Below are 26,525 nucleotides of genomic sequence, written 5' to 3'. Positions count from 1 at the left end.
GTGATTGGTTGAAACATGTTTGTGATGCAAAGATGTCCTGATAAAAAGCAAAGAAAGAGCAAACCAAGAATTGCCGTTGTTATTCATCGCCAATCTACCTATACTGGTCGCTTAGGAAAGTTTTTGCAGAAAAGTGGTTTTGTTCTTGATATTTACCGTCCTATTTTAGGGCAGAAACTTCCCAATACGTTAGAGCATTATGCTGGTGTCGTCATTTTAGGGGGGCTCATGAGTGTGAATGACAAGGAAGCCTATATTGGTGAGGAAATTGATTGGATTTCTTTGGTGTTGAAAGAGAATAAGCCTTTTTTAGGTATTTGTCTTGGGGCACAAATGTTAGCACGAAATTTAGGTGGGCGTGTTTGTACAAGAAATGATGGAACCGTTGAAGTTGGCTGGTATCCGCTGGAAGCGACTCCACAAGGCAAGGCATTGATGAAGTGGCCGGAAATGGTTTATCATTTTCATGATGAAGGTATTTATGATTTACCTAAAGAGGCAACGCTTTTGGCAACGGGTTATACATATCCTACACAAGCTTTCCGTTATGGAAAAAATGCATGGGGCTTGCAATTTCATGCTGAATTCACACGGGCTATGATGCGACGTTTGGTTGTGCGTTCAGCACAAAAATTAACTGAAAAGGGTGCTCAGCCAGCTTCTGCACATTTGAAAGGTCGTTTAATCTATGATCAGGCTTTGAGCCGATGGTTTGAAAATGCATTGCAAAAAATTTTTTGTGTATCAACTGTGTGCGTGTGAATGTTAAGAACTATGATTATGTCGATTGTTATCATGAAATAAGGAGAATTTTAGTTTTGCTTACATTCTCTCAATTGACATCATTCCGGAAAAATCTTTCTTTAAGCCGTTTCCTTTGTGGAATGTTTTGTCTTGTTGTGATACTCATTTATAGTTCAGTCTGGTTTTTTTTTCACGTAAAATAGAAGAGCGTCTTTCCAGTGTCCTTGCAAGGGTATCCACTCGTGAAATGACAGCTATGTGCGAACATATACGCAAGAATGGTTATCCGTTACGGATCGGTGTTGTTTGTGATCAATTTCAGTTTGCTTGGCCGTTGTACGGTTTTTCTTTATCAACTGCGCATTTAACCGTTAGTGCACCAATTTATGTACCTCATTGGGTAGAGGTAGAAGTTCATTCTCCTGCATCAATTGTTTTATTTGGAAAAAATCCCATAATGTCGCGTTGGCACAATTTGGTGATTGGGACAGATCCTTCGAAATCTGGTAAGACATTTAAGTTTATGGCTGAAGGGCTTGAAATTTTTCCCGTTGCATCATCTCTTAGAGATCAGAAATTTCACGAAGCACCGCAATCTCAGATAACAGATAAAAATGTTATGCAAGAAAGTATTGAAAGTCAGACATTTTTAGAAGATGCTGATGATACAATTGTGAATCCGTTAGAACAAAAAAATACTCCCCCAAAAATAACTGCTGAATTTGTGCGGCTTGATCTTAAGCACGAGAAGAATAATTTATCGGGGCATATCACTTTCGATGCTTTTGATGCTTCCGTGTTTATTACACCTGAGTTTATTAATTTTCCAAAAATTGATGGCAATTTAAAATGGATTCTCAATGATGTTTCCAATCTGTTTGATGCAAATGGTGGGGACAATTGGAAACATCGTTTTTATGGGAAAAGTGGTCTTTTAAAACGCGCTGAATTGATTTTTCATACGGGTGGTATGCTGCGCATAAGCGGACCTTTCTCTTTTGATGATGAAGGATATTTGACAGCAGAATTTGAACTTGCCTTTATTCAGCACACAGAGCTTTTGAAGACTATGCAGCGTTTGTTTCCTCCACACGCCAGAAATCTTCAAGCGTTATTTTTTATTTTGAGCGCTATGCCTAAAAATGCAGATGGCAACCCCGTTCTTCCCTTGCTGATTAGTCATGGGTGGGCAAAACTGGGGTTTTTAAAACTTGGCCGTTTTGCACCACTTTAAGTTTGAAAAGCAGTGTTTTGAAGTTGTGAAATCAACCCTGCTGCAAAGGCAAAACGAGAAATGTTGAGATCACTTTCAATAAGGGGACCAATACGGTTTATTACATTGTCAATATGATCCTTTTCTGTTGTTCTCCAGGTTGCGAACGGATTGTCTTTTCCTCCATAATTTTTTAGGATTTTCATAACAATTTGCCGTAAACTTTCGGTAATATTTGCTTTGGTTTGATTTAAGGCCATATTATCATAATAATCAAGCACAGGAATTGTTTGACTCGCTTCATGAATGCGGTTTGTACGAATGATTTGAGCAAGTGAGAAATATATCTCTGCAGTTTTAATAAGATCGCTGTTGCTTTGTTTGGCAATTAAAGAAATATCACAAATTATTGGAGCAGCTTCCAAGAGAGCCAATTGTTTTGCTAAAGCTTCTGGTGCTCCTTCTTCATTATATTGTATCGCTTTTTCATGAACTTTTTGATTAATATCTTTATCTCTTAAATTTATAAGCTGTTTTTCAATAATTTCCCGGGCTTGCTTCATTGTTTTTATAAGTTCTTCTAAGGAAACAGAGAGGTCCATATTGCGTAAGCCCCAATTGGTTGTCTCGAAAAGCATGGAGGTTATTGCTGCGTAGAACTTGTTTTGAATAAGACCGGGTATCTTATTATCAAGTGTATCGATTTGATCAGATAATTGAGGAATGTCAAAACCATCACGAAGTGCGATAAAAACACGAATAATATTTTCTACCTTTTGTTCTGTTGCATCTTGTAGGCGATTAACAAAGGTCGGTCCTCCTCGATTTACAATCTCATTGGCAATCAGTGTTGCAATAATATTACGACGCAACTGATGATGAATGATTTCTTTCTCAAAGTTTGTTTGAATTTGAGTTGGGAAATAGTCCAACAAAATTGTATCAAAATAACGATCATCAACAATGGGGCTGTGGGCGATTTCTTCTTGTAGGGTTAGCTTAGCATAAGCCAAAAGAACAGCGAGTTCTGGACGAATAAGCCCTTGTCCTTGAGTTGTCCTTTGGTGTAAAATTTGCTCATCAGGAAGAATTTCAACTCTACGATCCAGAAGCTTTTTCTGTTCCAAATCGTGCATAAAGCGTATTTGATAAGGTAAATCCGCAGCGCTTTGGCTTTCAGCCAAGGAAAGAGCAAGTGTTTGCAAATAATTGTTACGTAGGACTAACTGCTCAACTTGGGGAGTCATCTTTTTCAAGAGTTCATTGCGTGTTTCACGGGTAAGCGTTTTTGCGCGAAGTGCTGATGCCAGAACAATTTTGATGTTCACTTCAACATCTGAACAATTAACGCCTGCGGAATTATCAATGGCATCCGTATTGCATCTTCCGCCGTTTAATACATATTCAATTCGACCACGTTGTGTAACGCCAAGATTAGCGCCCTCACCAATAACTTTTGCACGCACTTGTTCACCGGTGATGCGGAGTGCATCATTCGCACGGTCTCCTACTTGTGCGTCTGTTTCTGTTGTTGCACGGATATAAGTACCAATGCCGCCAAACCATAAAAGATCAACAGGAGCTTTGAGAAGTGCAGAGATAATTTCAAAGGGCGTTCCTGTTTGTTTTGCAAAGCCAATGGCTTTGGCTGCTTCAGGTGATAGAGTAATGGTTTTTTCTGTGCGTGAGAAAATACCACCGCCCTTTGATAATTTTGTTTGGTCGTAATCCTGCCAGCTGGAACGAGGGAGTTGAAAGAGTCGCATACGCTCTGTGTAGCTTTCAGCTATATTGGGATCTGGGTCGATAAAGATATCGCGGTGATCAAAGGCTGCGATAAGCTTGGTTTGTTTAGAAAGCAACATTCCATTGCCAAAAACATCACCGGACATATCGCCAACCCCGATACAGGTGAAGGGGGTTGTTTGGATATCATGATTAAATGATTCTCGAAAATGTCTTTTAACTGCTTCCCATGCACCTTTGGCTGTAATTCCGATGGCTTTGTGATCATAGCCTGCTGATCCTCCAGAGGCAAAAGCATCATCAAGCCAAAAGTGGTTTTCTTGGCTGATTGTGTTGGCTGTATCAGAAAAGGTTGCGGTGCCTTTGTCGGCAGCGACAACAAAATAGGGGTCATTATCATCATGACAGATGACATTTTGGGGTGCACTTCTTTTACCATTAATCAGATTGTCGGTGATGGAAAGTAAAGCCTTGATAAAGTCAATATAAGCTTGACGTGCGGCTTCTATAATTACGGCACGATCATTTGTTTGAGGAAGACGATGAGGGTAAAATCCCCCTTTGGCACCGACAGGAACAATAACCGCATTTTTAACCTGTTGGGCTTTGACTAAGTTAAGCACTTCAGTGCGGTAATCTAGCGCGCGATCTGACCAACGGATTCCACCACGAGCGATAGGACCAAAGCGTAAATGAACACCTTCAACTTCTGGTCCATAAACAAAAATTTCTCGATAAGGACGCGGTTCGGGTAAGCCTTCAATTTGGCGTGGATCTAACTTGGTTGCTAAAATACGTCGTGGACTTCCGTTGGCAAGAGGGGTAAAGGCATTCGTGCGTAAGCTTGCATCGATAAGATTACGATAACGGCGTAAAATGAGATCATCATCTAAACCGGATACTTTCTGTAATTTTTCTTCAATACGTTTTTGAATGATCTGTTGGTTTTTTTCCCGCTCTTTTTCTGTATGGCTTTGATGAAATTTCAAATGAAACAAAGCATAAAGGTCTTGGGTAATGTTAGGATAGGCGTTTAAAGTTTGGGCAACCCGGTCTTGTGAATAAGGAATTCCAGCTTGTTGTAGATAGCGCCCATAATGGCGCAAAATGACAATTTCACGCCAATCAAGCTCTGCTGTTTGGGTTAATGCATTAAAGGCGTCGTTATCTGCATTTTGAGCCCAAACCGCTTCGAATGTTTCAGCATGTTTTTGACCAGTTTTCTCGAAATCTATACAAAATTGGAAAGCGCTTTCTAGTTGCATATCATGAAGATATACAGATTGTCCGTTGCCATCTGGTAATTCAAGTGTTTGTTCAGCAATGACTCTAAATCCCATATTTTCAAGGAGTGGTACGCGTTTGGAAAGAGCTAGTGCTTCGTAGCGGTGAAAGAGTCGGAGAGAAATACTTTGTTTTTCTTTATTGTAGGTATTATAAAACGTAACAAAAAGCGGTTTTTTATCATGAAGACTTAAAATATGTCCGGCATCTTCAATGGCATCTTCAGTGGAAAATAAGTCACGATAGCTGTTGGGAAATTGGCTGGCTAAGCGCGTTTGTTGTTCTGTTATTTTGCGGGTAAGAGCTATGGTTTGAACACTCTCTTCCCAACTTTGGGCTATAAAACGTACATGCTGTTCAAGTTTGGTGCGCTCAATAAGAGGAGCACTTTCACTCCCTTTGCGGTGGATGATATAATAAACACGTGTGAGTGTGCTTTCCAAAAATAGCGGATGAGATTCAAAAAAATCACCATTATAGAGCTTAACAAAATATTCGCCAATTTTTTCGCGAACGTTGCTACTATATTGATCACGGGGTACATAGACAAGTATCGAAACAAAGCGTCCAAAAGAATCCGTATGAGCAAGCACGCGCAAACGTGGACGTTCATCTAATTGCATGATGAGTTTGGCATTTTCTGTCAATGTGTCAATGTCAGAGCGAAATATTTCATCTCTTGGATAGGTTTCTAAAACACTGATGAGTGCTTTTCCAGAATAGTCGGCACTATTATGTCCAAGGCGTTGAATGATAGTTTTGGCTTTTTCTTTTAAGAAAGGAATTTGCAAAATAGAGCGCGTATAAGCTGAGGAGGTAAATAGCCCTACAATACGCAATTCTCCACAGAGTTTGTTTTCTTTATCAAAGATTTTAAGACCGATATAATCGAGCCAAACAGAACGGTGAATTTTTGAGCGGTTATTAGCTTTTGTCACAATAAGCAAATTATCATTTTCCATAAAGGACAGGATTTCTTGTGGAGGCTCTTTCACACCTGGATCGCCAATAATACGAATAGAAGCATCAGTGAGAATGCCTAGTTCAATGTTGCTGGGTGTAAAGGCCTTTGAGGGCTCTTTGTCTTTGATGAAGTTATAAGTGCGCATCCCAAGAAAAATGAAATTATCGTCCATCAACCAATTGAGAAATTCAATGGCTTTTTCGCTTTCTTGTTTGTAGTGTGTAGGGAGATTTGTTTGATAGGCATGGATATGCTTTCTTACTTCTTCAAGCATAGGTTGCCAGTCTTGCACAGCGGCATTGACCTGTTCAAGGACTAAGGTAATCTCTTCTTTAAGCTTTTGTATCTGCTGTTCATTTAAGGATTCAATATGGATTTGCATCAAGCTGATGCGTTGTCCGGAGGCACAATCAAGGACGGGATGTGCAATCAAATAAATATGATTTTTATGCTGATTAAAGATATTCAAGATAGAATCAAGAAGAAAAGGTTTGTTATCATTTACCAGTGTGATAACTGTTATAGGTTTATTATTACGGGTCAAATTTTGTTCAAAACAGATAATACTTTTGCCTGCTTGATGAAGATTAAAAGCTTCAATGGCGGTAATTGTGGCTTTTTGGAGTTCTGTATTTTCGTAACAGGCAATATCTTCTTTATCGGTATGAGCAAAAAGGATTTTTTCTATTTCATCTTGGTTGTTTTTTGTTTCTGATATTTTTTGTTTTAACACAATAATCTTCCCTTTTTTGCTCTTAGAGGTCTCTTCTTTTACAGCAGTAGGCCATTTTATCATTCTCTGTAGTGTTGTACTTTATTTCTTAAAGTGTAACAGTTTCCTTCTAAGGAGAATAGTCCTTTATTAGGAGAGGATAAAGGTGTTTCTTTCATTTTACAGTAATAATTTGCTGCTTTATGGAAATATTTTGCTCGATGAAAGGACATTTTTAGTGCTTTTGTATGTTAGTAGTCTGTTTTTTCAAAAGAGATAAAATGAAAGTGAATATCAAATGACGCGTTTACCAGAAAGACTCTTAAGCGGTTACCGGTCTTTTATAAAAAATCATTTTTTTTATAAAACGGCACATTATCAGCAATTAGCAATAGAGGGGCAGAAGCCTGAAATTTTGGTCATTGCTTGTTGTGATTCGCGGGCAATACCAGAAACGATTTTTGATGCTAAACCAGGTGAAATTTTTACGCTGCGCAACGTGGCAAATTTGGTTCCTCCTTTTTCTCCTGATAATCAGTATCATGCAACATCAGCAGCGATTGAATATGCTGTCCAATTGCTTGAGGTGAAGCATATTGTTGTTTTTGGTCATGCCCATTGTGGGGGGGTGAACACTGCTCTTGAGGGGACGTGCAAGTCTTTATCGTCAAATGATTTTATTGGTCAATGGATAAGTCTTTTGATACCAGCAGCACAAACAATTATTGAAAACAAGTCGTTGACCCCTTCAGAGCAGCAGACCGCATTAGAGAAACTTTCTATTCGTCATTCGTTGAAAAATTTAGAAACATTTCCCTGGATAAAGGCGCGTAAAGATCAGGGTATTTTGACGTTGCACGGGGTTTGGTTTGATATCTCAAGTGGTGAATTATGGAGTATGGAACAGGAAACAGGTCATTTTATGCGTGTTGAGGTGGGGAATTTTGAGGAATAATGTCTGCTACCTTTTTGCTTCGTATAAAAGGTATTGTATGATAAATCTTGACAAAGTGTGGGTTTTATTGTTTGAAAGGGCAAGCTTTCAGTGACAAAATTAACTTGGAGCCACCGACTGAGACCCCAGTGTAATAAGGGTATAAAGAGATCTCAGAGGTCAACATCCGACGGCGCGGTGCGTTCTCGGATGCTGCTTTGGTTGGTTTGTTATGCAGCAATGAGGTAAATGATGTTTGAATCCTTACAAGAACGCCTTGGCTTCATCCTGTCTCATTTAACAGGGCGTGGTGCTTTGTCGGATCAGGATGTCGCAGCGGCACTGCGAGAAATTCGTCGCGCTTTGTTAGAGGCCGATGTTGCACTTGATGTCGCACGTTCTTTTACTGATAGGGTTCGTGAAAAAGCTGTTGGGTCTGCAATTGTTAAATCAATTAAACCTGGTCAGATGGTTGTTAAGATCGTTCATGACGAGCTGGTTCATGTGCTTGGAAATGAAGGCGTTCTGAGTGATCTAAACGCACCAGCACCTGTTGTTATCATGATGATTGGTTTACAGGGTTCTGGAAAAACAACAACAACAGCAAAGTTGGCAAAGCGTTTAACCCATAAGCACAATAAAAAAGTTCTCATGGCCTCGTTAGATACACGTCGTCCTGCAGCACAGGAACAACTGCGTCAATTAGGAGAACAGGCAAAGCTTGCAAGCTTGCCCATTATTGCAGGACAGTCCCCCGTCGATATCGCAACACGTGCGGTACAGGCAGCTAAACTTAGCGGTTATGATGTCCTGCTTCTTGATACGGCAGGGCGTAATCATATTGATGAAGCTTTGATGCTTGAATTAGTTGAAATTAAAGCTTGTTGCCGTCCTCATGAAATTATGTTGGTTGCTGATAGCCTGACTGGTCAGGATGCTGTCCATCTAGCACGTTCTTTTGATGAGCGTGTGGGAATTACAGGAATTATTTTAACACGTATGGATAGTGATGGACGCGGTGGAGCCGCCCTTTCAATGCGTGCTGTAACGGGAAAGCCGATAAAAGCAATCGGAATTGGGGAAAAAATAGACGATTTGGAAGAATTTCATCCTACTCGTATTGCTGATCGTATTCTCGGAATGGGTGATATTGTTTCTTTGGTGGAAAAAGCTGCTGAAACAATGGATCATGAGAAGGCAGCTGCTTTTGCAAAAAAGATGCAAGCCGGAAAATTTGATCTTAATGATCTAGCAGATCAGTTGCAAAAAATGAAAAAACTTGGCGGGATGGGGGGCATTATGGGAATGTTGCCCGGTTTGGGAAAGGTAAAAGATCAAATTGCTGCTGCCGGTCTTGATGATAGTTTGTTTAATCGTCAATTGGCTATTATTTCGTCAATGACGCCTTTAGAACGCGCCAATCCGGAATTGTTGAAACATAGCCGTAAACAACGAATCGCTAAGGGCTCTGGAACAAGTGCTGCTGATATTAATAAGCTTTTAAAAATGCATCGCCAAATGGCGGATATGGTGAAAGCCATAGGAGGTAAAGGGAAAAGCAGTTTAATGGGAAAAATGTTTGGAGCACTTGGATCTAAAATGGGCCTTGGGGGAATGGGAGCTTTGGGAAAAGATCCTGGAGCTCTGCCTGATTTATCGGAGTTTGATCCAAAGCAACTTTCAAAACTTCAAAAGCAGATAGAAAGTGGTCATGGGGGGAATGTATTACCCGGTCTTCCGGGGCGTGGGCCTACATTTCCTGGTTTTTCCAATGGTCCTGCCGATAGAGGGGTAAATTTTCCTCAGCATCTCAAGAAAAAATAAGATGCAAAGAGGGAAGGAAGTATGATGCAGGAAAAAATATTGAGTGAATTGGCGTATTTACGACAATCTATTGATAATTTTGATATCACGTTAATTCATATTTTAGCAGAACGGTTTCGTTGTACGCAGGCAATTGGGCGCTTAAAAGCCCGTTATAATTTGCCAGCGGTAGATCCTCTGCGTGAGCAATATCAGATAAAGCGTTTGCGGAAATTAGCTATAGACACGCATTTTGATCCTGATTTTGCTGAGAAATTTTTAAAATTTATCATTAAAGAAGTCGTGCACCAGCATGAAGTCATTGCTGAAAAGCAAAAAATAAAAAAAGAAAATTTAAACGAAAGCCAGAACTGACAATAGGAGATAAAATATGGCATTGAAAATTCGTTTGTCCCGTGGAGGCTCAAAAAAACGTCCTTATTATCACATTATCGTTGCGGATGCTCGTAGTCCGCGCGATGGGCGGTTTCTTGAGCGTGTTGGTGCATGGGATCCAATGTTACCTAAAGATGGACCACGTGTAAAGTTGAATGAAGAACGTATTCAATATTGGCTTGGTCAGGGAGCCCAGCCAACAGATCGCGTTTTGCGGTTTTTGGATGCTGCTGGATTAAAAAAACGTCCAACCCGCAATAACCCACACAAAGGTGAACCGGGCAAAAAAGCACAAGAACGTATAGCAGCAGCAAAGCAAGCTGCTGAAGAAGCTGCTGCGGCTAAAACGGAATCTGCTCCTATCTCAGAAGAGGTATGATTATTTTTAAACATAATCAGATTTGCCGTTAAAGCCTTTATGGAGAAGAGCAATTATTATTGGTTTTTAACAGACAAAAAACAGATCCTCTTTAAAGGAGCATGTTGATTTTTTAAATCAACATGCGTTTTTTAAAAGTCGTGGTGTGGCTTTAATTTTTATAATCTCCGTAGTGTGATGGGTTTTTGCTGCTGCACTTACCTTCTTAAGGACTTGTCTTCATTTATTTCATATTTGTCTTGTAAAAGCTTTTATATTGAAGGACGATGATTCTCGGTTTTTGTTTGTCAAAAACTGATTCTCTTTAAAAGGGTGTGTGATTTTTTAAATCAATGTGGTCTTTTTAAAAGTCAATGGCGCGGCCTTTAATTTCCCAGTCTCCATAACGTGAAGGGTCTTTGCCGCCGCGTCCACCGTTTTCTAAAGGTTTTTCTTCGTTTGTTTCATGTTTACGCCTTTCTTCAGCTTCGTTTAGGGCACGTTGTGCTGCCGGAGAAAGGGGTTGTTGTTTAGCAGCAGTGGCATTTTGTTTATTTATTTTATAGTCTTTTTTATCCATTTTATACCTTTCTTCATTGAAGAAGTAAAAAGAAAACCCCATCATATAGAATTAATAGTATTTTATCATGGAGTTTTTTGAGTCATGAACATAATGCGTACAGCAATGCTTTTGGCTTTTATGACTGCTCTTTTCATGGGAGTTGGTTATCTGGTTGGCGGAAGCAATGGCATGGTCATCGCACTTTTGATGGCTGGTGGCTTAAACTTTTTTTCTTATTGGAATTCGGATAAAATCGTTCTACGCATGTATGGTGCACGTGAAGTCGATCAACATTCGTCTCCCGTTTATTATAAGATTGTAAGCGATTTAGCGCGAAGAGCTTCTCTTCCTCAACCAAAAGTTTATATTATTGATAATGCACAGCCAAATGCTTTTGCTACAGGACGTAATCCTCAGAATGCAGCTGTTGCTGCAAGTACTGGATTGCTAAATCAGTTGAGTGCAGAAGAAGTGGCTGGAGTGATGGCGCATGAGCTTGCTCATATTGAGCATCGTGATACGTTAACGATGACTTTGACTGCAACGATTGCCGGGGCAATTTCAATGCTTGGTAATTTCGCTTTTTTTATGGGGGGACAGCGTCATTCTTCTGAAAATTCTCATAGTACTGGGGCAATCGGAGGACTTCTTGCCCTGTTTGTAGCACCTTTTGCTGCAATGCTGGTGCAAATGGCCATTAGTCGCACCCGTGAATATGCTGCTGATAGGCGAGGGGCTGAAATATGCGGAAATCCTTTATGGTTGGCTTCAGCATTGAGTAAAATTGCAGGTGGGGGGCATACGGTATACAATGAAGAGGCAGAACATAATCCGGCAACAGCACATATGTTTATTATCAATCCTTTGCGTGGTGAAGGGGCCGATAGTCTTTTTTCTACCCATCCCGCAACAGCAAATCGTATTGCTGCTCTTCGTCGGCAAGCAGAAGAGATGAAAGGAGCAAGAGTGGAAAATATGGGATGGAATGAAAAAATTGGTTTACATAAAAAAAGCAGTGACTTTAGAGATTTGAATTCTGGTGCGCAAACAAGTGTCTTTAACGAAGAAAGTACTGTTCAGCGTATTAAAAAACGCCCTTCTTGGCTTCGTTATGGAGATTCAAAGAGACCTCGATCATAAAGTTCTTCAGGGGATAAAGACATAAAGGTGTTGTTTTAAAACACGGGAAAGCGGGGCCTATGTCCGAAAAAAATGTTCCAGGATTAGCTGTCCGGCAGGTGTCTGTTCGTCTTTTAGGGGTGGTGCTTGATAAAAAGACCTCTCTTTCTGGTTTGACGGATAATGAATATGGACATCCACAATATTTAGGGCTTTCACAGCGAGATCGTTTGTTGTGTCGTGCTATTTTGGCTGCGGCGTTGCGGCATCGGGGGCAGATTACAGATGCTTTAAGGCGCTTTTTGAAAAGGCCTTTGCCTTCACAAGCACTTTCACTTCAGCATCTTTTGCATATCAGTGCGGCGCAAATTCTTTACCTTGATATTCCTGATCATGCGGCCATTGATTTAGCTGTGCGTGTGGCAAAACTTGATCCGCGTATGTGTCGTTTTTCAGGGGGAGTGAATGCTCTTTTACGCAATGTTGCACGTGAGGCAGTATTTTTACGCCAGAAAGCTCCTCATATTGAAGGCATTCCGGTATGGTTTGGACAGCTTTTAGTGTCAACTTATGGAAAAGAAAAAACAGAGCAGATTTTAGAAATTCAAAGTGCCCCACCTCCTCTTGATTTGACAGTTAAATCCGATAGTCGTGGATGGGCAGAACGGTTGGGGGGTGTTGTTTTGCCCAATGGTTCGGTTCGGTTGAGTCGTTTAGAGGGTTCTGTTTCTGAATTACCAGGCTATATGGAAGGGGCTTGGTGGATTCAAGATTTTGCTGCCTCATTGCCTGCTTGTTTACTCGGAAATATTCATGGTAAACAGGTTGCTGATCTTTGTGCAAGCCCCGGAGGAAAAACAGCACAACTAGCTTTGCAAGGGGCTGATGTGACAGCAATTGAACTCTCTGCTAATCGGCTAAAACGCTTGAAGGAAAATATGGAGCGACTTCATTTTTCAGTTCGCTGCTGTGAGGGGGATGTGAAAAATTTTCATCCTAAACAGCTTTTTGATGCTGTGCTTCTTGATGCTCCTTGTTCTTCTACAGGAACAATACGTCGTCATCCGGATATTTTATGGACGAAATCGATGAACGATGTCATCAAATTAGCGGCGTTGCAATATGATCTACTTGTCGCAGCTATTGCTTTGTTGAAGAAAGGAGGGCGCATTGTTTTTTCCAATTGTTCATTGGCAAAAGAAGAAGGGGAAGATCTCATTACAAGAATTTTATCAGAACGTGGTGACATTGTTTTAGAGCCTATCCTTGCAGAGGAAATGGGTGTTATGGCGCATTTGCTCTCCGTTGAGGGCATTTTGCGCACAACACCTGCAGATTTTTGTCATGAAAATTTTGACGCCGAGAAAAATATTTTTTTAGGAATGGATGGTTTTTTTGCAGCGCGCTTGCGAAAAGTGGCTTAATTAACGGTTCATTTACTAAAATGGCTGAAATTGTGCTTGATTCAGCACAAATGGAGATAAGATTGTGGCGATTGCGGTAAAAGGTCCTCAGATAAAGGCAGCGGACTTTGTCTATAGAGCACATCAATTTATACGGTGTTTATGGGTTGGACCACTGTTTCGTTGGCGGTTTTCGGGGTTTCGTCCTCATAAAATTTTAGCGCATCCTATTGATTTGCATTTAGCTGATCCGATGATGGCGCATGAATTTTATCATGGTCGTTTTCCTTTTGCAGGTCATATTGTTCATTCTGGTGCTGTTTCTCCTTTTTCATTAGTTCCACCAACGCCGGAATGGGAGGTGGCTTTGCATGATTTTCATTGGTTGCGTCATATGGCAGCAGCGGAGAGTGATTTAGCAGCGGCACATGCACGTGCTCTCTTAGAAGATTGGCTTGATCAATGGGGCAAAAAGGTGAAGGGACTTGCTTGGAGTAGTCCGGTTGTGGCACGGCGTTTGATTTCGTGGATTTGTAACTCAAAAATGTTGTTACAAGGGGCAAGTGAGCGGTTTGAAAAATGCTTTTTACGTGCACTTGGTTTCCAGTTTCGTTATTTGCGTATAACGATTTGTAGTATGGAAAACAATGATCAACGTTTACAAGCAGCAGCTGCTTTGACGTTTGCATCTCTTGCTTTGCCTGTTTCAGAGGCAGTGAAAAAAAAAGCACAATCCTTTCTTATCGAAGAGCTTTCACGTCAGATTTTGGTTGATGGCGGTCATATTTCCCGTAGCCCTGTCATTTTACTGAATTTGTTATCGGATTTATTGTCTTTGCGTCATCTTTTTGTGCATAGCAATGAAGCGGCACCGCGTATTCTTATTGATTCTGTTGAACGTATGTTGCCGGCTTTGCGGTTTTTTATCCATGAAGATCAAACATTGGCCCATTTTAATGGGGTTGGTCCCCTTGTATCGGAACGCTTATCGACACTTTTAGAGCTTGATGAGACAGAAGGACATCCTTTTAGTTATGCACGTTATTCAGGGTTTCAGCGTTTACAAGCTAATCAAACGACAGTGCTTGCGGATACAGGAAAGTTTCCACCACGCTCTGCTGCCGAGTATGCTGGTTCGGGGTGTTTGTCTTTTGAAATGTCTTCTCAGGGAAATCGCTTTATTATCAATACGGGTGTTCATTCTTATGGGCGTGAAGAATATCGGCATTTAGGACGTGTTACCGCGGCACATTCAACAGCGACAGTTAATGATTGTTCGGTGGGTGTTTTTCATAAAAAAAGAAATGGTGCTACTTTTTTGCTTGAGGGACCAACCGATGTTAAAGTACGCCGTATAGAGGATTCGGAAAAAACTGGTTTTATTGCTAGCCATAATGGTTATGTGCGACCTTTTAATCTTGTTCATGAACGTGGTCTTATTTTGGCAAAAAATGGGAAAGTGATCGAGGGTTTTGATCGCTTTTTTATCCCAAAAAAGAGGCTCTCAAAGAAAAATACAGACGCACAAAGAGAACAAAATAACGTTGCTGTTCGGTTTCACCTTCATCCGCAAGTGGAAGTCAATTATGATGGTAAATGTGTGCGTTTAGCTGTAAGCGATGGGCAAGTTTGGTATTTCATATCACCTGATGCTGATATTTGTCTTGAAGATTCGATTGATTTTGCTGAGCAAACAAGTCCGCAACGCACACAACAGATTGTTTTATATTTTCGTCCTGCATGTCAGGAAAAAGTTCGTTGGCGTTTTATCCGTCGTTCGTTAGAGCAATGATTTGCTCCTTTATGTAAGTGAAGAATTGTTCTTTAGTGTGTTTTAAAAAGCCTTTTTTCCTTTTTGTGTATTTTGCTAAAAGCATGTGCTATAATATATAAATTGGTTTTATGCATATAAGCTAGTTTTTCTTGAATTTTAACCATTTCATTTTTAGGATTTCTGTTATGGGTGTTGTTGCAAAAAATTTTCCCATACCTGATCTTCATCGGGTCCGTCGTGTTCTGCTTTCTGTGTCTGATAAAACGGGTATAGTTGCGTTTGCGCAAGCGCTTCAGACTTATAATGTTGAATTGATTTCGACAGGAGGAACAGCTAAAGTCTTAATGGCTGCTGGTTTACCGGTAAGAGATGTTGCTGAAGTTACAGGATTTCCCGAAATAATGGATGGACGCGTCAAAACACTCCATCCTTTGATCCATGGTGCTCTCTTGGGAGTAAGAGAAGATCCTAGCCACGCAGTGGCTATGGAGCAGTATGGCATCCATGGAATCGATCTTCTGGTGGTCAATCTTTATCCTTTTGAAGAAACTGTTCAATCAGGCGCTGATGGACAAACAATTCTTGAAAATATTGATATTGGTGGACCGGCAATGATTCGCGCGGCGGCAAAGAACCATGTGTATACTGGTGTTATCACAGCGGTGAGTGATTATGATGCAGTTCTTTCTGAATTAAAGCAGCATGATGGGTGTTTAAGTTTTTCTATGCGACAACAGTTAGCAATGCGTGCTTATGCGCACACGGCTGCTTATGATACGGCGATAGCGGCGTGGTTTGCAAAAAATTTAAAAATTGAAACACCCTCTTGGCAGAGTTTTTCTGGTCATCTTAAAAATGTCATGCGTTATGGGGAAAACCCGCATCAAAAGGCAGCATTTTATCGTAATGGTGACAAACGTTTTGGTGTTGCAACAGCCAAACTTTTACAGGGTAAAGCACTCTCTTATAACAATATGAATGATACAGATGCAGCATTTGAACTTGTGGCAGAATTTGATCCACAAAACACTGCTGCTGTTGCTCTTATTAAACATGCTAACCCTTGTGGGGTTGCTGAAGGGCAGACTTTAAAGGAAGCTTATTTGAAGGCTCTTCTATGTGATAATGTATCGGCATTTGGTGGAATTATTGCTTTAAATCAACCCCTTGATGCAGAATGTGCAGAAGAGGTTATCAAAATTTTCACGGAAGTGATTATTGCTCCTGATGCAACAATGGAGGCACGTGAAATTATTTCAGGTAAAAAAAATCTTCGTTTGCTGCTAACAGGGGGTGTTCCTGATCCACGGTGTGGAGGATTTATAGCCAAAACCCTTGCAGGCGGGATTTTGGTGCAATCGCGTGATAATGTGGTGGTTGATGATCTCAAACTGCAAGTGGTGACAAAGCGCGCACCAAGTCAAGAGGAAATGCGTGATCTTCAATTTGCTTTTCGTGTGGTAAAACATGTTAAATCAAATGCTATTGTTTATGCAAAAAATAGCGCAACAGTTGGAATTGGTGCTGGACAGATGAGTCGGGTTGATTCAGCAAAAATTGCTGCACGTAAAGCTGAAGAAAGTGCAAAAAGAGCAGGTTTAACGGAATCTCTCACCAAAGGGTCCGTTGTTGCATCAGATGCCTTTTTTCCTTTTGCAGATGGTTTGTTGGCAGTTGCTGAAGCAGGAGCTACAGCAGTTATTCAACCGGGTGGATCAATGCGTGATGAAGAAGTGATTGCCGCGGCCGATGCACAGGGATTAGCTATGGTTTTTACAGGTGTAAGGCATTTTCGTCATTAGTGCTTTTATTCTTGGGATGTTGATCTTTTCAACTAAGATAAATTTTACGGAAAATGAGTGTGATCACTTTTGCATAAGCGTTTCGCATTTTCCATGTTGATTGAATTTATTTTGGGTGGAGCAACAACCAAAGTTTTAATATCCGCTAGTTTATTCCTATAAAGATGTAGTCAATCGTGTTGTAGACGCATGACAGTTATGTTCTTATAGCACGACTCTTTTTTATTATTTGCTCTATAATGCATCCTGTAAGTTGTAGTGTAAGCGTTGGGGAAGAGATATGAATATTTTGCATTCTTATAGTAAATGGCGCCGGTATCGTCGGACGGTTAACGCCTTAAGTCGTCTTTCAACGTATGAACTCAATGACCTTGGTATTCAGCGGGGTGATATTGATTCTATTGCGCGGCAGTGTTCACGTAAGTCGTCGTTTTGATGACAGCTTGGGAGCATCCTTTATATGAGATGTCACTTGAGATGGTGTCAGAGTATTTGCTCAGGAGATCATGGCGCTTAAATTTTTTAAGTTCGGTGATGGGGGGGGGAGAGCGTTTTTATATGTTTAAGGGATAAGAGTTTTTTCGTTTTTAAAGGTGAGGAGGGGTTTTTTTTATATTTTGCCATGAGAATTTAAGGCATGAGAGTTGTAGTTCGGGTAAGTCTCTGTGCGATTCGCTTTTGCGCTCTTAAGTGAGAAAAGGATTGAGGCATAGGCCAAAATCCCAAAAGAAAATTGATATTAAATCACGAAAAAAGGGGTGGAGTTTTTGATTCATGAAAGAAGTCTTCGATAAGTGGGTATTATTTTGAGAAGTCTTTACTAGGTATTCTGCTTGTTTGCCTGTTGGGAGCAGGAAAGAAGAATAGACGTGTCGTTTTGCTATCTCGGTCTTTCTTTTCGTATCTTTGAAGCAGAGCCGTTGGCTGTATTTTTGATTTTCGCCCACTTTAATAAGTTGAGGTAGGGAATGGGGCGGTACTACAACTTCTCAGAGTGAAAAAAGTATAAAGCTTAGGCTAAGGTATCCACTCTAGTGTGATGCTTCGGAGACAAATCATGGCGTGCTGTTTTTTATAATGTTTTTTCTTATGTTGGGTTTTCTATAGTTTGCAAACATAAGGCTGAACTTGAGAAATGGTGGTATTCGTTCTCACAGATATGGCGTTATAACCTATCCTGTTTGGTAAGCTTTTCCAAAACAAAATGCCAAGTCCTTTTCTGCCATTAAGATTGATAAAGTTTACTGATCAATGATGCACCCTTGCTATGGTTGTTTTATGAGTCAACTTATTGATTTATAATGATAATACACTATTTGCAACGTGCATGAGAGCTTCGAATGTCGTATGATGCTCTCATTTTAACCTTCCTATAGTGAGGCAATTAAAATCATTCGTTTGCACGTTATAAACGGGTTGGCGTGTGAGTAAAAATTCTTTAAGAAAGGAGTAAAAATGTCTCTTTCATGCAAGGGCTGTCACAATATTTTGAGCTAGTCAATAAAATGATGGTGCCAACTTGCACCTTCATAAATGGAAAAAAGTGTACATAATGGCTTTACCATTATCCCCTTCACGGGCACCGTCGTGAAAGAGGTATGGGAGTCCTGAGATGTGTCTCTTTAAAAGCCAGAATATCTTTCTAATTCATTGCTGGTTTATTAGTGGTTTTATGACATTGTTATTCCTAATAAAGCGTGTGCTTTTGTTGTTGCCTATCAATTAATATCTAAAAGCCGCATGTTTGAGACAAAGATTGAAATGGATAAGGGCTTTCTCTTTTGTTGCAGCTTTTGTATGTTAAATAGGAGCAAGGGTATTGTGTATCTCTTTTGGGTAATCTCTGAAAAACGGGTATACACCCTAATTTAGGGAGAATATGAAGTTGTAAAGGTGAAAACTAATCCCTAGCCTTGCCATCTTCTTTTAATTCGGCTTTACGATTTTCAAAAGTATTTAGAGTAATATCTTTTAAATAATGCAGATTACGCATTGCCTCACGCTTTTGTTTATTGCATTTTTTAATAATGTCACATCTCTCATGAAGAATAGAATGTCATTGGATTGTGAATTCAAGTGCCTGTTTAAACAAACATTCATCAGCGCACCCAAACTCATTTTACGACGGAAGCTCGTGAATGGTATAGCGTAAAAGCTGTTGTACATCACCCTCTTTACGCTTATGAAGTAATAAGGCGGCACCATCATACATCATACTATTTGCCAGCCCTCAATGTTGCGAGAGCTCTTGCATTGAGACGATTCATAAGAGGTATTTTTATTCCTTGTCTTTAACAGTTTTTATCTGCACGCTAGCCCCACTTATGTGACATGCAAGCAAGTGATTTTAATTGATTCAATCTGAGAAGGTTTGTGATGAGAGAAACTTACTGTCTTTGAGGTTCTCACTCAAGTTAAAAAATGATCATTTTTGCTGATATAGAATATCATTCTAAAAACAGATATATTTTAAATATCTTGTCCTTTAAGAAGATAAAAAATCACAGAGAAACAGGAAACTCACGCCGAGTATGTACTACAGTAACAATCTCAATTTGATTTACGGTCACTTGATACAATATAAGATAATTTGGATGGGCTACAATTTCTCTTAGCTTTAATACTCTTTCACTTTTTTGATACAAATATGGATGCTCGGATAAAGGTAACACGGACGCTTCCAGCTGTTTTTTCATTCGTCGCGCAGCAAATGGATTTTCACGAGCAATGTAAGATAAAATCTGACGTAAATAACTACGAGCTGAATCTCACCAGACAATCGGTAACACTACAACTCTTCCTGCTCGGCGACAATCTGATCTCTTACCGCTTCCATTTCAGCCATAACCTCGTCATGCGGAATGACAGGATGCAGATTAGCAAGACTCTTTGCTACCTTGTTACGCAACCAATCAGTATAACTAAGTTCCTGCTCGGCTATTTCAAATTCTGAAACGAGTAGAGAAAAAGCAGTCTTTCCTTTATATTGATCATGGATAATAATAGTTACTATTGCTTATGTTGTCAATATCAACTAATTGAAAATATTTATTTTTTAGGATATGATGTTAAAATAATCATAATATAGATGTTTCTTTAGTAGTAAAAAACCTTTCTCCTTTAATCATGATTTCGGAGCCGTGTGAGAGAAATAAAACAAGCAGCTATGGTTATTGGTCAAGGACGCCGTAAGACGCCCTGCAAGGGTTTCCTTTACCCTAAAACCTAAGGCTTGTTAGTCCTCTCATTAAATGCGGGTCTGATCTCATGATTTTGGTGAGCGGACGGAGAGTTTGAGAGGCCGTAGCCTCTCATTAAAAAAAAATAAAGACTGCTTTTATTAGCTTTTAAATATTTCTTTCGAAAGAAGTTGCAAAAAGAAAAATTGTCAGATAATTTTCTTTTGGGGGAAGAGGTTATTTACAAATCTCCCCGCAAAACATTTAGATAGTATAATCTCTTTCTCTTTTTATGTTTTTCATAGCAATTTTAGCTAAGCTTAAAGTCATCTTTGTATATGCCAAATTCGTATTCGAAATATGACTGTTTATCACTTAAATGAAATGAAAATATATTCACTATTTTTCGAAAGGCATTTTTATCACTAACAGAGAAACTAAAAAGTTTTCTTTTAGTGTGTAAATCTGAAATGATTAATTTTATTTCTTTTTTGTTCTCTCCTTTAATAGAAAATCACACAGCATTGATTTTTTTATTAACGTTTATTGAGTAAAGCATTGATGGTAAAGCTGGTATAATATTAATCAAATCCATGATTTATTCTAATAAATCAATATGTTGCTTAAAATAAGTACGTGCATTCCCAACAAAATGGCATTTTTAGAGGACGTTTCTGTTTTGTATACACCGCCTGATTGCTTGAAGATAAGGGGAAGCGTTTGTTCTTGAATAAAATACATTGAAAGCCTTTAATAAAAGAATAGAATAAGGTTTTCGCCCTCACAATTATCTGAGAGACTTTCCTCAGTAAACTGTAATTTTTTGCCAATCTCTGTACTTTATTAAGGAAAACTTTTTCTTGGTAAAAGACTTGTTTTTTATAAAGGGAATATTCCTATTACTCTCGCTTTTTTTAATTCAGGCGCATAAAACCTTACAATGCTTTTTCATGAAAAATGCATCTTTTGAAGTAAAAACGCCCAGAATCTTATTTTAAGATGTGAAGAGTATTTTTTATGTTGTTTTCAGCTTTTTTGCCGTAGCAGAAAAAAAGACGCTCCTAGAACACCAGCTGCTAAGATAAACCAAGTGATAGCGTAGACAAGGTGATTATTTCGGAAATGTACAACAGTGAGACCAGCAATGGGAAGTTTTTCCCTCGGGGCTGTTTTTTTTCCGGCATCAATAAAATAAGGAGCAACAGATGATAGTCCAAGTTTTTGTGCCATAGCGGGGAGATCACGTGTATACCATAAATTTTCGTCAGGATTATTTTTGCGTGGAAAAAAACCATTTTTTTCACTCATGCGCAGCAAACCGATGATTGTAGTTTGCTTTGTATCTGTGGCAGAATCCTGATGAATTTGGGCATTCCTTTGTGATTGTTCTGAATTCTGAAAGTTATGGCGTGCGTCCATGGGGATAAAACCACGATTCACAAAGGTCAAACTATTGTCGGCTGTTTGTAAAGGGGTCAAAACCCAGTAACCACTAGTATCTTGAGCAACAGCAGTGACCAAAATATTTTTATTGATCAAAAATTTTCCGGTGATCGCGACAGGTCGATACTCGTCTCTTTCAAAAGTAACATACGCCCATTGATCCTGAGGAGGGGCTTTAATGGGAGGTAAATGAACACGCTGATTAACATTGGTGATAAGGTTTGTTTTCCAGTTTAATCGTTGTACTTGCCATACACCCAGTGCACTAAAGAGAAGAAAAAAACATGTACATAATATGCCGAATAGAAGGGAAGAAAAATGGATATGTTTTTGTTGAAGCTCTGTCATGGAGGGATTTGTTTTGCTCATGATTAACGCTTCCTTTTACGATGGTAAACATTCTTTTAACACGATGAGTGTTAAAAAAAAACATTTTGTAAGTTTTTTATGAGAAGAGAGAGGAGAATGAGTCTATAAGGGATATAAAAGGCTTTACAAAAGACTTGACCTTTTGTTGTCGACACCCTATTAGAAACACAACTTCCCAATCTTACCTATTTAAGGGAATTTTTTGCCTATTGTGCGTTTATTCTCTTTTGCGAGTGTTGGGATTTGAGAGTTTTTTTTAGAGTTTAAAGGTGAAGTTTATGTCTCGTGCCTGCGAATTGACAGGAAAAACAGTTCAGTATGGCAATAATGTTAGCCATGCGAATAATAAAACCCGTCGTCGTTTTTTGCCAAATCTTTGCAATGTGACATTGATTTCTGAAGTGTTACAGCAAAGTTACCGTTTGCGCGTTTCGGCAAGCGCTTTACGTTCTGTTGAGCACCGCGGTGGTCTTGATGGATTTTTGGTTAAAGCCGATGATAAAGAATTATCGCAACGTGCCCGTTTGTTAAAGCGCCAGATTGTTAAGAAAAAAGCTGAAAAAGCGGCGTAATCGCCTTTGTTTATTGCAGGGCTGGATTGTGTGCTCTCATTATAGAGGGCAGTGTTTTTGGTTTTTTACTTTTTGATCGCTGTATTAAATGGTTCCATACCCTAGGTTAAAAGATGTTCTCAGTCAGTGCTCCTTTACCAGGACAGAAAAAGAGAAAATATATTGTTTTTTCTAGCCTTGCGATGTGTTTTGCTGTAACCATTTCTAATATTTTGGTTCAGTATCCTGTGCACTGGTTTGGTTTGAATGAGCTCCTGACTTATGGAGCTTTTACCTATCCGATTGCTTTTCTGATCAACGATTTAACCAATCGTTTTTATGGTCCCTCTGCCGCACGGTATGTGGTTTATGCTGGTTTTTTCTCTGGTTTTTTTGTTTCTTGGATATTGGCTACTCCGCGTCTTGCGATTGCTTCTAGTTCAGCATTCTTATTTGGACAACTTCTCGATATTCTGGTTTTTAGTCCTTTGCGGCGTAAAACATGGTGGAAGGCACCTTTAGCAGCAGGCTTGGTTGGTTCGGCTTTGGATACTATTTTGTTTTTTGCGATTGCTTTTTCTAGCTCTTTTGCCTTTATCGATCAGATGACAGGTTACGCGAATAGTTCAATCACGGAAAACAGTGTTTTCTTGGGGCTTGAGCTTCCAGTTTGGTTCTCGCTTGCTTTTGGCGATTTTGCGATAAAAATTATCATGAGTTTTTTAATGCTGATTCCTTATGGAACAATTCTTAGCTATTTTAATCTTCCTCTTTATCAAAATCATTCAAAAAAAGTTCACCTTTGACTTGCAAAAATAACAAATAGCAATTTTTTCTGTTGTTTTTCTGAAGGTGAAAAACTGCACATTCTGTTTTATAAGAGCAGCATTTTAGAACTATGTCCGGGGGAAATATTTTTGTATAGATCTCTCATATTTCATTGTAATTTTAAGCTGCTATTGAGTTTTAGGAGATAAGAGGCTTCTAAAGATTTATGCTTATGCACGTAAGACAATTCAATTCCCTCAAATGTGATTACTTTTTTAGATGATGGAGATCATAAAGCATGCTTTATAAATAATTCTTATCCAATAAGAGAGAGTTTTTAAAAAATTTTCAGGAGAAAATCATACTTATTGAGAAAGAAAAGAAATAATGATCATTTTAGTCATTTCTTTAGTGTTTTTTATCCACACGCTCATCTCGTTTGTAACGTGCAAGCGAATGATTTTGATTGGTTCAACATAGAGAGATTTGAAATGAGAGAATCTTAAGGTATTCAGGGTTCTCATTCAATATGCATAACGCTAAATTATCTATTATAAATCAATGTGTTTTGTGCGCAATAATCACCCCACGTAAGGGGCAGTGTAATGGTACAACATATTTTATGGGCTATATAATAGGTTTATTGGATATTTTTTGCACAATCTGATTCAAAATCTAAAACACCAATGGCAAAATGCTTGCGTAAAATAAGAAAAATGCTTGCAAATAAAGCATATAGCGTTTTTGCAAAATCTCTTGATTTGATGAAAAATACGCTTGCAAATTATAAGCTTGGTGTAAATGAACCATCAGCATCTCTCATAAACTGTTTAACACAATTTATGGTGTAGATTTGTATTAGCCTTCTCATTTGTGGAGATGAAATATTTACTAGATATGGCAAAAGCGAAAGCAGTTGGTTTTAAAGCGCTTACCATTTCTTCTAAACTGATGAAAAAGCTTGGTTGCGTAGTTTATACAATTTATCATGATGCAAAAATTAAACTCCCCTCCTGAAGATATAGCGGAATTAGCTACAGAGCTTTATGGAAAGTTACAAGAGCTTGTTTAAAACAAGAAACACAGCTAAAAATTCAGAGCTTACCTTGCCACTTCTAAAATTGCATTTAAAAGGTCAAATTGAAGCTGAAAAAGCATATCTAATAACTATACAAAATTCAGCTTGATTATCCATTTAAAATGAAAGTGTGTATCTTTTTTGTCATTTTGGGCTGATTTTGCAGCAATTTAAACTCTTTATTTCATTTTTTCAAAGGTAGTTTTCTGGGGTTTCACAGACTTTTTAAAATTCTTCGAAGACCTTTCAAAGCCTTCTCTCATTTTTACCAGGAAATCCTCATTTTTGCAATTTTTAGCTGTGAGAATCTGTTTTGGTAAAACTCTCATTTAATGGTAGAAAATATTCCTAAAAACAATAAATTATCACTTTTTATCTAATCTTACCTTTTTCCGTTTATTACAAAGCTTGATATCAAACGGCAAGTCTTTTATGCGGATAGAGTTTTTTATTGCTAAAAAGCATTTCTAATTGTTTTGTTATGGCGCCGGCAAGTTCTTCGGCATTCATAATTGTTACAGCGCGTTGATAATAGCGTGTAACATCGTGACCAATGCCAATGGCAATAAGTTCTATAGGCGAATGTGTTTGAATTTCCTGAATCACCGCGCGTAAATGTTTTTCCAGATAATTGCTGGAATTCACAGAAAGTGTCGAATCATCAACAGGAGCTCCATCAGAAATGACTATGAGAATACGACGTTGTTCATGCCGTGATAAAAGACGTTGATGTGCCCAAATCAATGCTTCACCATCAATATTTTCTTTCAGTAAACCTTCTTGCATCATGAGACCTAAATTACGTCGTGCGCGACGCCATGGGGTATCGGCACTTTTATAGATGATATGACACAAATCATTAAGACGACCAGGATGATGGGGTTTGTTTTGGTTGAGCCACTGCTCGCGGGATTTTCCCCCTTTCCAAGTTTTGGTGGTAAAGCCTAAAATTTCAACTTTAACACCACAACGTTCAAGAGTTTGTGCTAAAATATCCGCACAACTTGCCGCAACTGTAATTGGGCGTCCTCGCATTGATCCGGAATTATCAATGAGCAGTGAAACAACAGTATCACGAAATTGAGTATTGCTTTCCATTTTGAAAGAGAGTGGTTGCATGGGATCAATGATAAGGCGGGGAAGCCTTGATGTATCGAGATATCCTTCCTCAAGGTCAAAATTCCAATTTCGATTTTGTTGTGCCATAAGACGGCGTTGTAGGCGATTTGCTAAGCGCCCAACAATGTTTTGGAGATGGTTAATTTGCTTATCAAGACAATGACGCAAATGGTTTAATTCGCTTTCAGAACAAAAATCTGTTGCTTCCAAGATTTCATCAAACTGGCGGGTGAAAACTTTATAATCAGCAAGCCTTTCCATTTGTTCTGAAACAGTGAAAAGGCGCTTGGATTGATTCGATTTTTCTTGCAAACCGCTTCTTTCTTGCTCTTCTTCAGTTTGGTCATTGTCATTTGATTGTGTTGCTTGCGTTTTTCCTTGGTCTTGCGTATCGCTTTCTTGTTCAGTTTCTACTTTTTCTTCACTTTTGGCGTATTTCTCGTTTTTACCTTCTTTGTCTGCTTGGTTGTGAGGTTCACACTCGCTTTTTAATTTTTTGTTGTCTAAAGTTTCAAATGTTTCTTCGAGTTGAACTGCCATTTTGAGTGTGACAAGCATTTGGCGAACAATGCTTGCAAAAGCTTGTTGGTTGTAAATATGGTATGTTAGTTCGTTCAGTTCTGCTGTGACTTTTCGTTCGATTTCTTGACGCCATAACTCTAATACAGGTCCAGCTTCTTTGGGGGGAGGACGTTCTGTTATTTTTTCACGCAATAAAAGGGCAATTGCTTCTTGAATAGGGGCTTCACTTTGGGTGCTTATCTTTTGATAATGGGCTCTTTGATATTTATCGGCCAGCATTTTATCAAGATTTTGTGCAATTCCTTCCATACTTAAAGTGCCTATTGCTTCAACGCGTGTTTGCTCGAGAGCATCAAAAATAGTACGTGCTTCTGATTCAAGTGGTGCAAATTGTGCGTGAATGCGCTTATCATGCCAAGCTGTGCGTAGAGCCATAGAATCCCCTAGTCCACGGGTGATTGTTATATCTTTTTCTGTTGCATGTTGCGGTAATTCCGGTAAACGTGCATAATTTTCATTCAAAGATGGTTTGTGGTGATTAAAAGAAACTTCAAGCTTGTGCGTGCCAGCAATTGCTCGAATACAGCCGGAAATGGCTTTTTTAAAAGCTTCAGCATCAAGAGTGCTGTTGGGAGAGTCTTTTGTCATATTTTGGCTGTTATCGCCAGTGTCTGTAGCCATG

19 protein-coding genes and 2 pseudogenes are annotated in these 26,525 nt (G+C 39.1%); 14 read left to right on the top strand and 7 right to left on the bottom strand.

Features of this window, described 5'->3' with window-relative positions; genetic code table 11:
- Positions 1 to 15: 15 nt before the first annotated feature.
- Positions 16 to 762, top strand: coding sequence for a glutamine amidotransferase (locus AYT27_RS08400; protein WP_011181371.1), 747 nt, complete (start codon positions 16 to 18; stop codon positions 760 to 762).
- Positions 763 to 991: 229 nt separating this feature from the next.
- Positions 992 to 1,978: a DUF2125 domain-containing protein gene (locus AYT27_RS08395; protein ID WP_034448477.1), complete on the top strand. Its 987-nt coding sequence runs from the start codon at positions 992 to 994 to the stop codon at positions 1,976 to 1,978.
- On the opposite strand, the gene AYT27_RS08390 is transcribed toward AYT27_RS08395, so the two are convergent.
- On the bottom strand, positions 1,975 to 6,684 hold the full coding sequence (locus AYT27_RS08390) for an NAD-glutamate dehydrogenase (protein ID WP_034448541.1): 4,710 nt from the start codon (positions 6,682 to 6,684) through the stop codon (positions 1,975 to 1,977). The genes AYT27_RS08395 and AYT27_RS08390 overlap by 4 nt on opposite strands.
- Before the next feature lie 277 nt (positions 6,685 to 6,961).
- On the opposite strand from AYT27_RS08390, the gene AYT27_RS08385 reads away from it, so the two are divergent.
- The 4 genes from AYT27_RS08385 (at position 6,962) to rpsP (ending at position 10,175) form a co-directional block, all read left to right on the top strand.
- Positions 6,962 to 7,618, top strand: a complete 657-nt coding sequence (locus AYT27_RS08385) for a carbonic anhydrase (protein WP_011181368.1) — start codon at positions 6,962 to 6,964, stop codon at positions 7,616 to 7,618.
- 231 nt (positions 7,619 to 7,849) lie between these two features.
- Complete coding sequence (ffh, locus tag AYT27_RS08380; protein WP_011181367.1) at positions 7,850 to 9,421, top strand: signal recognition particle protein; 1,572 nt, start codon at positions 7,850 to 7,852, stop codon at positions 9,419 to 9,421.
- 24 nt (positions 9,422 to 9,445) lie between these two features.
- A complete protein-coding gene (locus AYT27_RS08375) occupies positions 9,446 to 9,775 on the top strand; it encodes a chorismate mutase (RefSeq protein WP_034448474.1) in 330 nt (109 codons plus the stop codon).
- Positions 9,776 to 9,791: 16 nt separating this feature from the next.
- A complete protein-coding gene (rpsP, locus tag AYT27_RS08370) occupies positions 9,792 to 10,175 on the top strand; it encodes a 30S ribosomal protein S16 (protein WP_011181365.1) in 384 nt (127 codons plus the stop codon).
- Positions 10,176 to 10,518: 343 nt separating this feature from the next.
- On the opposite strand, the gene AYT27_RS08365 is transcribed toward rpsP, so the two are convergent.
- Positions 10,519 to 10,734 (bottom strand): DUF1674 domain-containing protein, encoded by a 216-nt coding sequence (locus AYT27_RS08365; RefSeq protein ID WP_034448472.1) that lies wholly within the window; start codon positions 10,732 to 10,734, stop codon positions 10,519 to 10,521.
- Between the two features lie 84 nt (positions 10,735 to 10,818).
- On the opposite strand from AYT27_RS08365, the gene htpX reads away from it, so the two are divergent.
- The 5 genes from htpX to AYT27_RS08340 all read left to right on the top strand — a co-directional run bounded on the left by htpX (position 10,819) and on the right by AYT27_RS08340 (position 17,250).
- Positions 10,819 to 11,856 carry a zinc metalloprotease HtpX gene (gene htpX / locus AYT27_RS08360; RefSeq protein ID WP_011181363.1) on the top strand — a complete coding sequence of 346 codons (1,038 nt, stop codon included), beginning with the start codon at positions 10,819 to 10,821 and terminating at the stop codon, positions 11,854 to 11,856.
- A 59-nt stretch (positions 11,857 to 11,915) separates the two neighbouring features.
- The gene (locus tag AYT27_RS08355) at positions 11,916 to 13,259 is read left to right on the top strand and encodes an RsmB/NOP family class I SAM-dependent RNA methyltransferase (protein ID WP_011181362.1); all 1,344 of its coding nucleotides are present in this window, start codon (positions 11,916 to 11,918) and stop codon (positions 13,257 to 13,259) included.
- Between the two features lie 64 nt (positions 13,260 to 13,323).
- Complete coding sequence (locus AYT27_RS08350; protein WP_011181361.1) at positions 13,324 to 15,030, top strand: heparinase II/III family protein; 1,707 nt, start codon at positions 13,324 to 13,326, stop codon at positions 15,028 to 15,030.
- Between the two features lie 167 nt (positions 15,031 to 15,197).
- On the top strand, positions 15,198 to 16,814 hold the full coding sequence (gene purH, locus AYT27_RS08345) for a bifunctional phosphoribosylaminoimidazolecarboxamide formyltransferase/IMP cyclohydrolase (protein ID WP_011181360.1): 1,617 nt from the start codon (positions 15,198 to 15,200) through the stop codon (positions 16,812 to 16,814).
- Positions 16,815 to 17,094: 280 nt separating this feature from the next.
- On the top strand, positions 17,095 to 17,250 hold the full coding sequence (locus tag AYT27_RS08340; RefSeq protein ID WP_011181359.1) for a DUF1127 domain-containing protein: 156 nt from the start codon (positions 17,095 to 17,097) through the stop codon (positions 17,248 to 17,250).
- A gap of 1,298 nt (positions 17,251 to 18,548) precedes the next feature.
- On the opposite strand, the pseudogene AYT27_RS09735 reads toward AYT27_RS08340, so the two are convergent.
- The 4 genes and pseudogenes from AYT27_RS09735 to AYT27_RS08325 form a co-directional block, all read right to left on the bottom strand.
- Positions 18,549 to 19,090, bottom strand: a pseudogene (locus tag AYT27_RS09735) (integrase); the annotation flags it as partial.
- Between the two features lie 225 nt (positions 19,091 to 19,315).
- Positions 19,316 to 19,567: pseudogene (locus AYT27_RS09730) on the bottom strand (type II toxin-antitoxin system RelE/ParE family toxin); the annotation flags it as partial.
- Positions 19,568 to 19,602: 35 nt separating this feature from the next.
- Positions 19,603 to 19,812, bottom strand: coding sequence for a type II toxin-antitoxin system RelB family antitoxin (gene relB, locus AYT27_RS09725; RefSeq protein WP_034448465.1), 210 nt, complete (start codon positions 19,810 to 19,812; stop codon positions 19,603 to 19,605).
- Between the two features lie 1,207 nt (positions 19,813 to 21,019).
- Positions 21,020 to 21,805: an SURF1 family protein gene (locus AYT27_RS08325; RefSeq protein WP_011181358.1), complete on the bottom strand. Its 786-nt coding sequence runs from the start codon at positions 21,803 to 21,805 to the stop codon at positions 21,020 to 21,022.
- Positions 21,806 to 22,083: 278 nt separating this feature from the next.
- Here AYT27_RS08325 and rpmB point away from each other — a divergent pair, with 278 nt between their 5' ends.
- The 3 genes from rpmB (at position 22,084) to AYT27_RS09720 (ending at position 24,141) form a co-directional block, all read left to right on the top strand.
- A complete protein-coding gene (rpmB, locus tag AYT27_RS08320) occupies positions 22,084 to 22,377 on the top strand; it encodes a 50S ribosomal protein L28 (RefSeq protein WP_011181357.1) in 294 nt (97 codons plus the stop codon).
- Between the two features lie 113 nt (positions 22,378 to 22,490).
- Positions 22,491 to 23,162 (top strand): VUT family protein, encoded by a 672-nt coding sequence (locus tag AYT27_RS08315; protein ID WP_011181356.1) that lies wholly within the window; start codon positions 22,491 to 22,493, stop codon positions 23,160 to 23,162.
- Positions 23,163 to 24,003: 841 nt separating this feature from the next.
- Positions 24,004 to 24,141, top strand: coding sequence for a hypothetical protein (locus AYT27_RS09720; RefSeq protein WP_395948331.1), 138 nt, complete (start codon positions 24,004 to 24,006; stop codon positions 24,139 to 24,141).
- Between the two features lie 475 nt (positions 24,142 to 24,616).
- Here the strand turns inward: AYT27_RS09720 and cobT are convergent, their stop codons facing one another.
- Positions 24,617 to 26,524: a cobaltochelatase subunit CobT gene (gene cobT / locus AYT27_RS08305; RefSeq protein ID WP_011181355.1), complete on the bottom strand. Its 1,908-nt coding sequence runs from the start codon at positions 26,522 to 26,524 to the stop codon at positions 24,617 to 24,619.
- Between the last annotated feature and the right edge of the window lies 1 nt (position 26,525).

This window comes from Bartonella henselae str. Houston-1 (genome assembly GCF_000046705.1).
Lineage (GTDB): Bacteria > Pseudomonadota > Alphaproteobacteria > Rhizobiales > Rhizobiaceae > Bartonella > Bartonella henselae.
The sequence above is the reverse complement of the archived record's forward strand: the minus strand, read 5'-3'. Positions and strand labels throughout refer to the sequence as shown.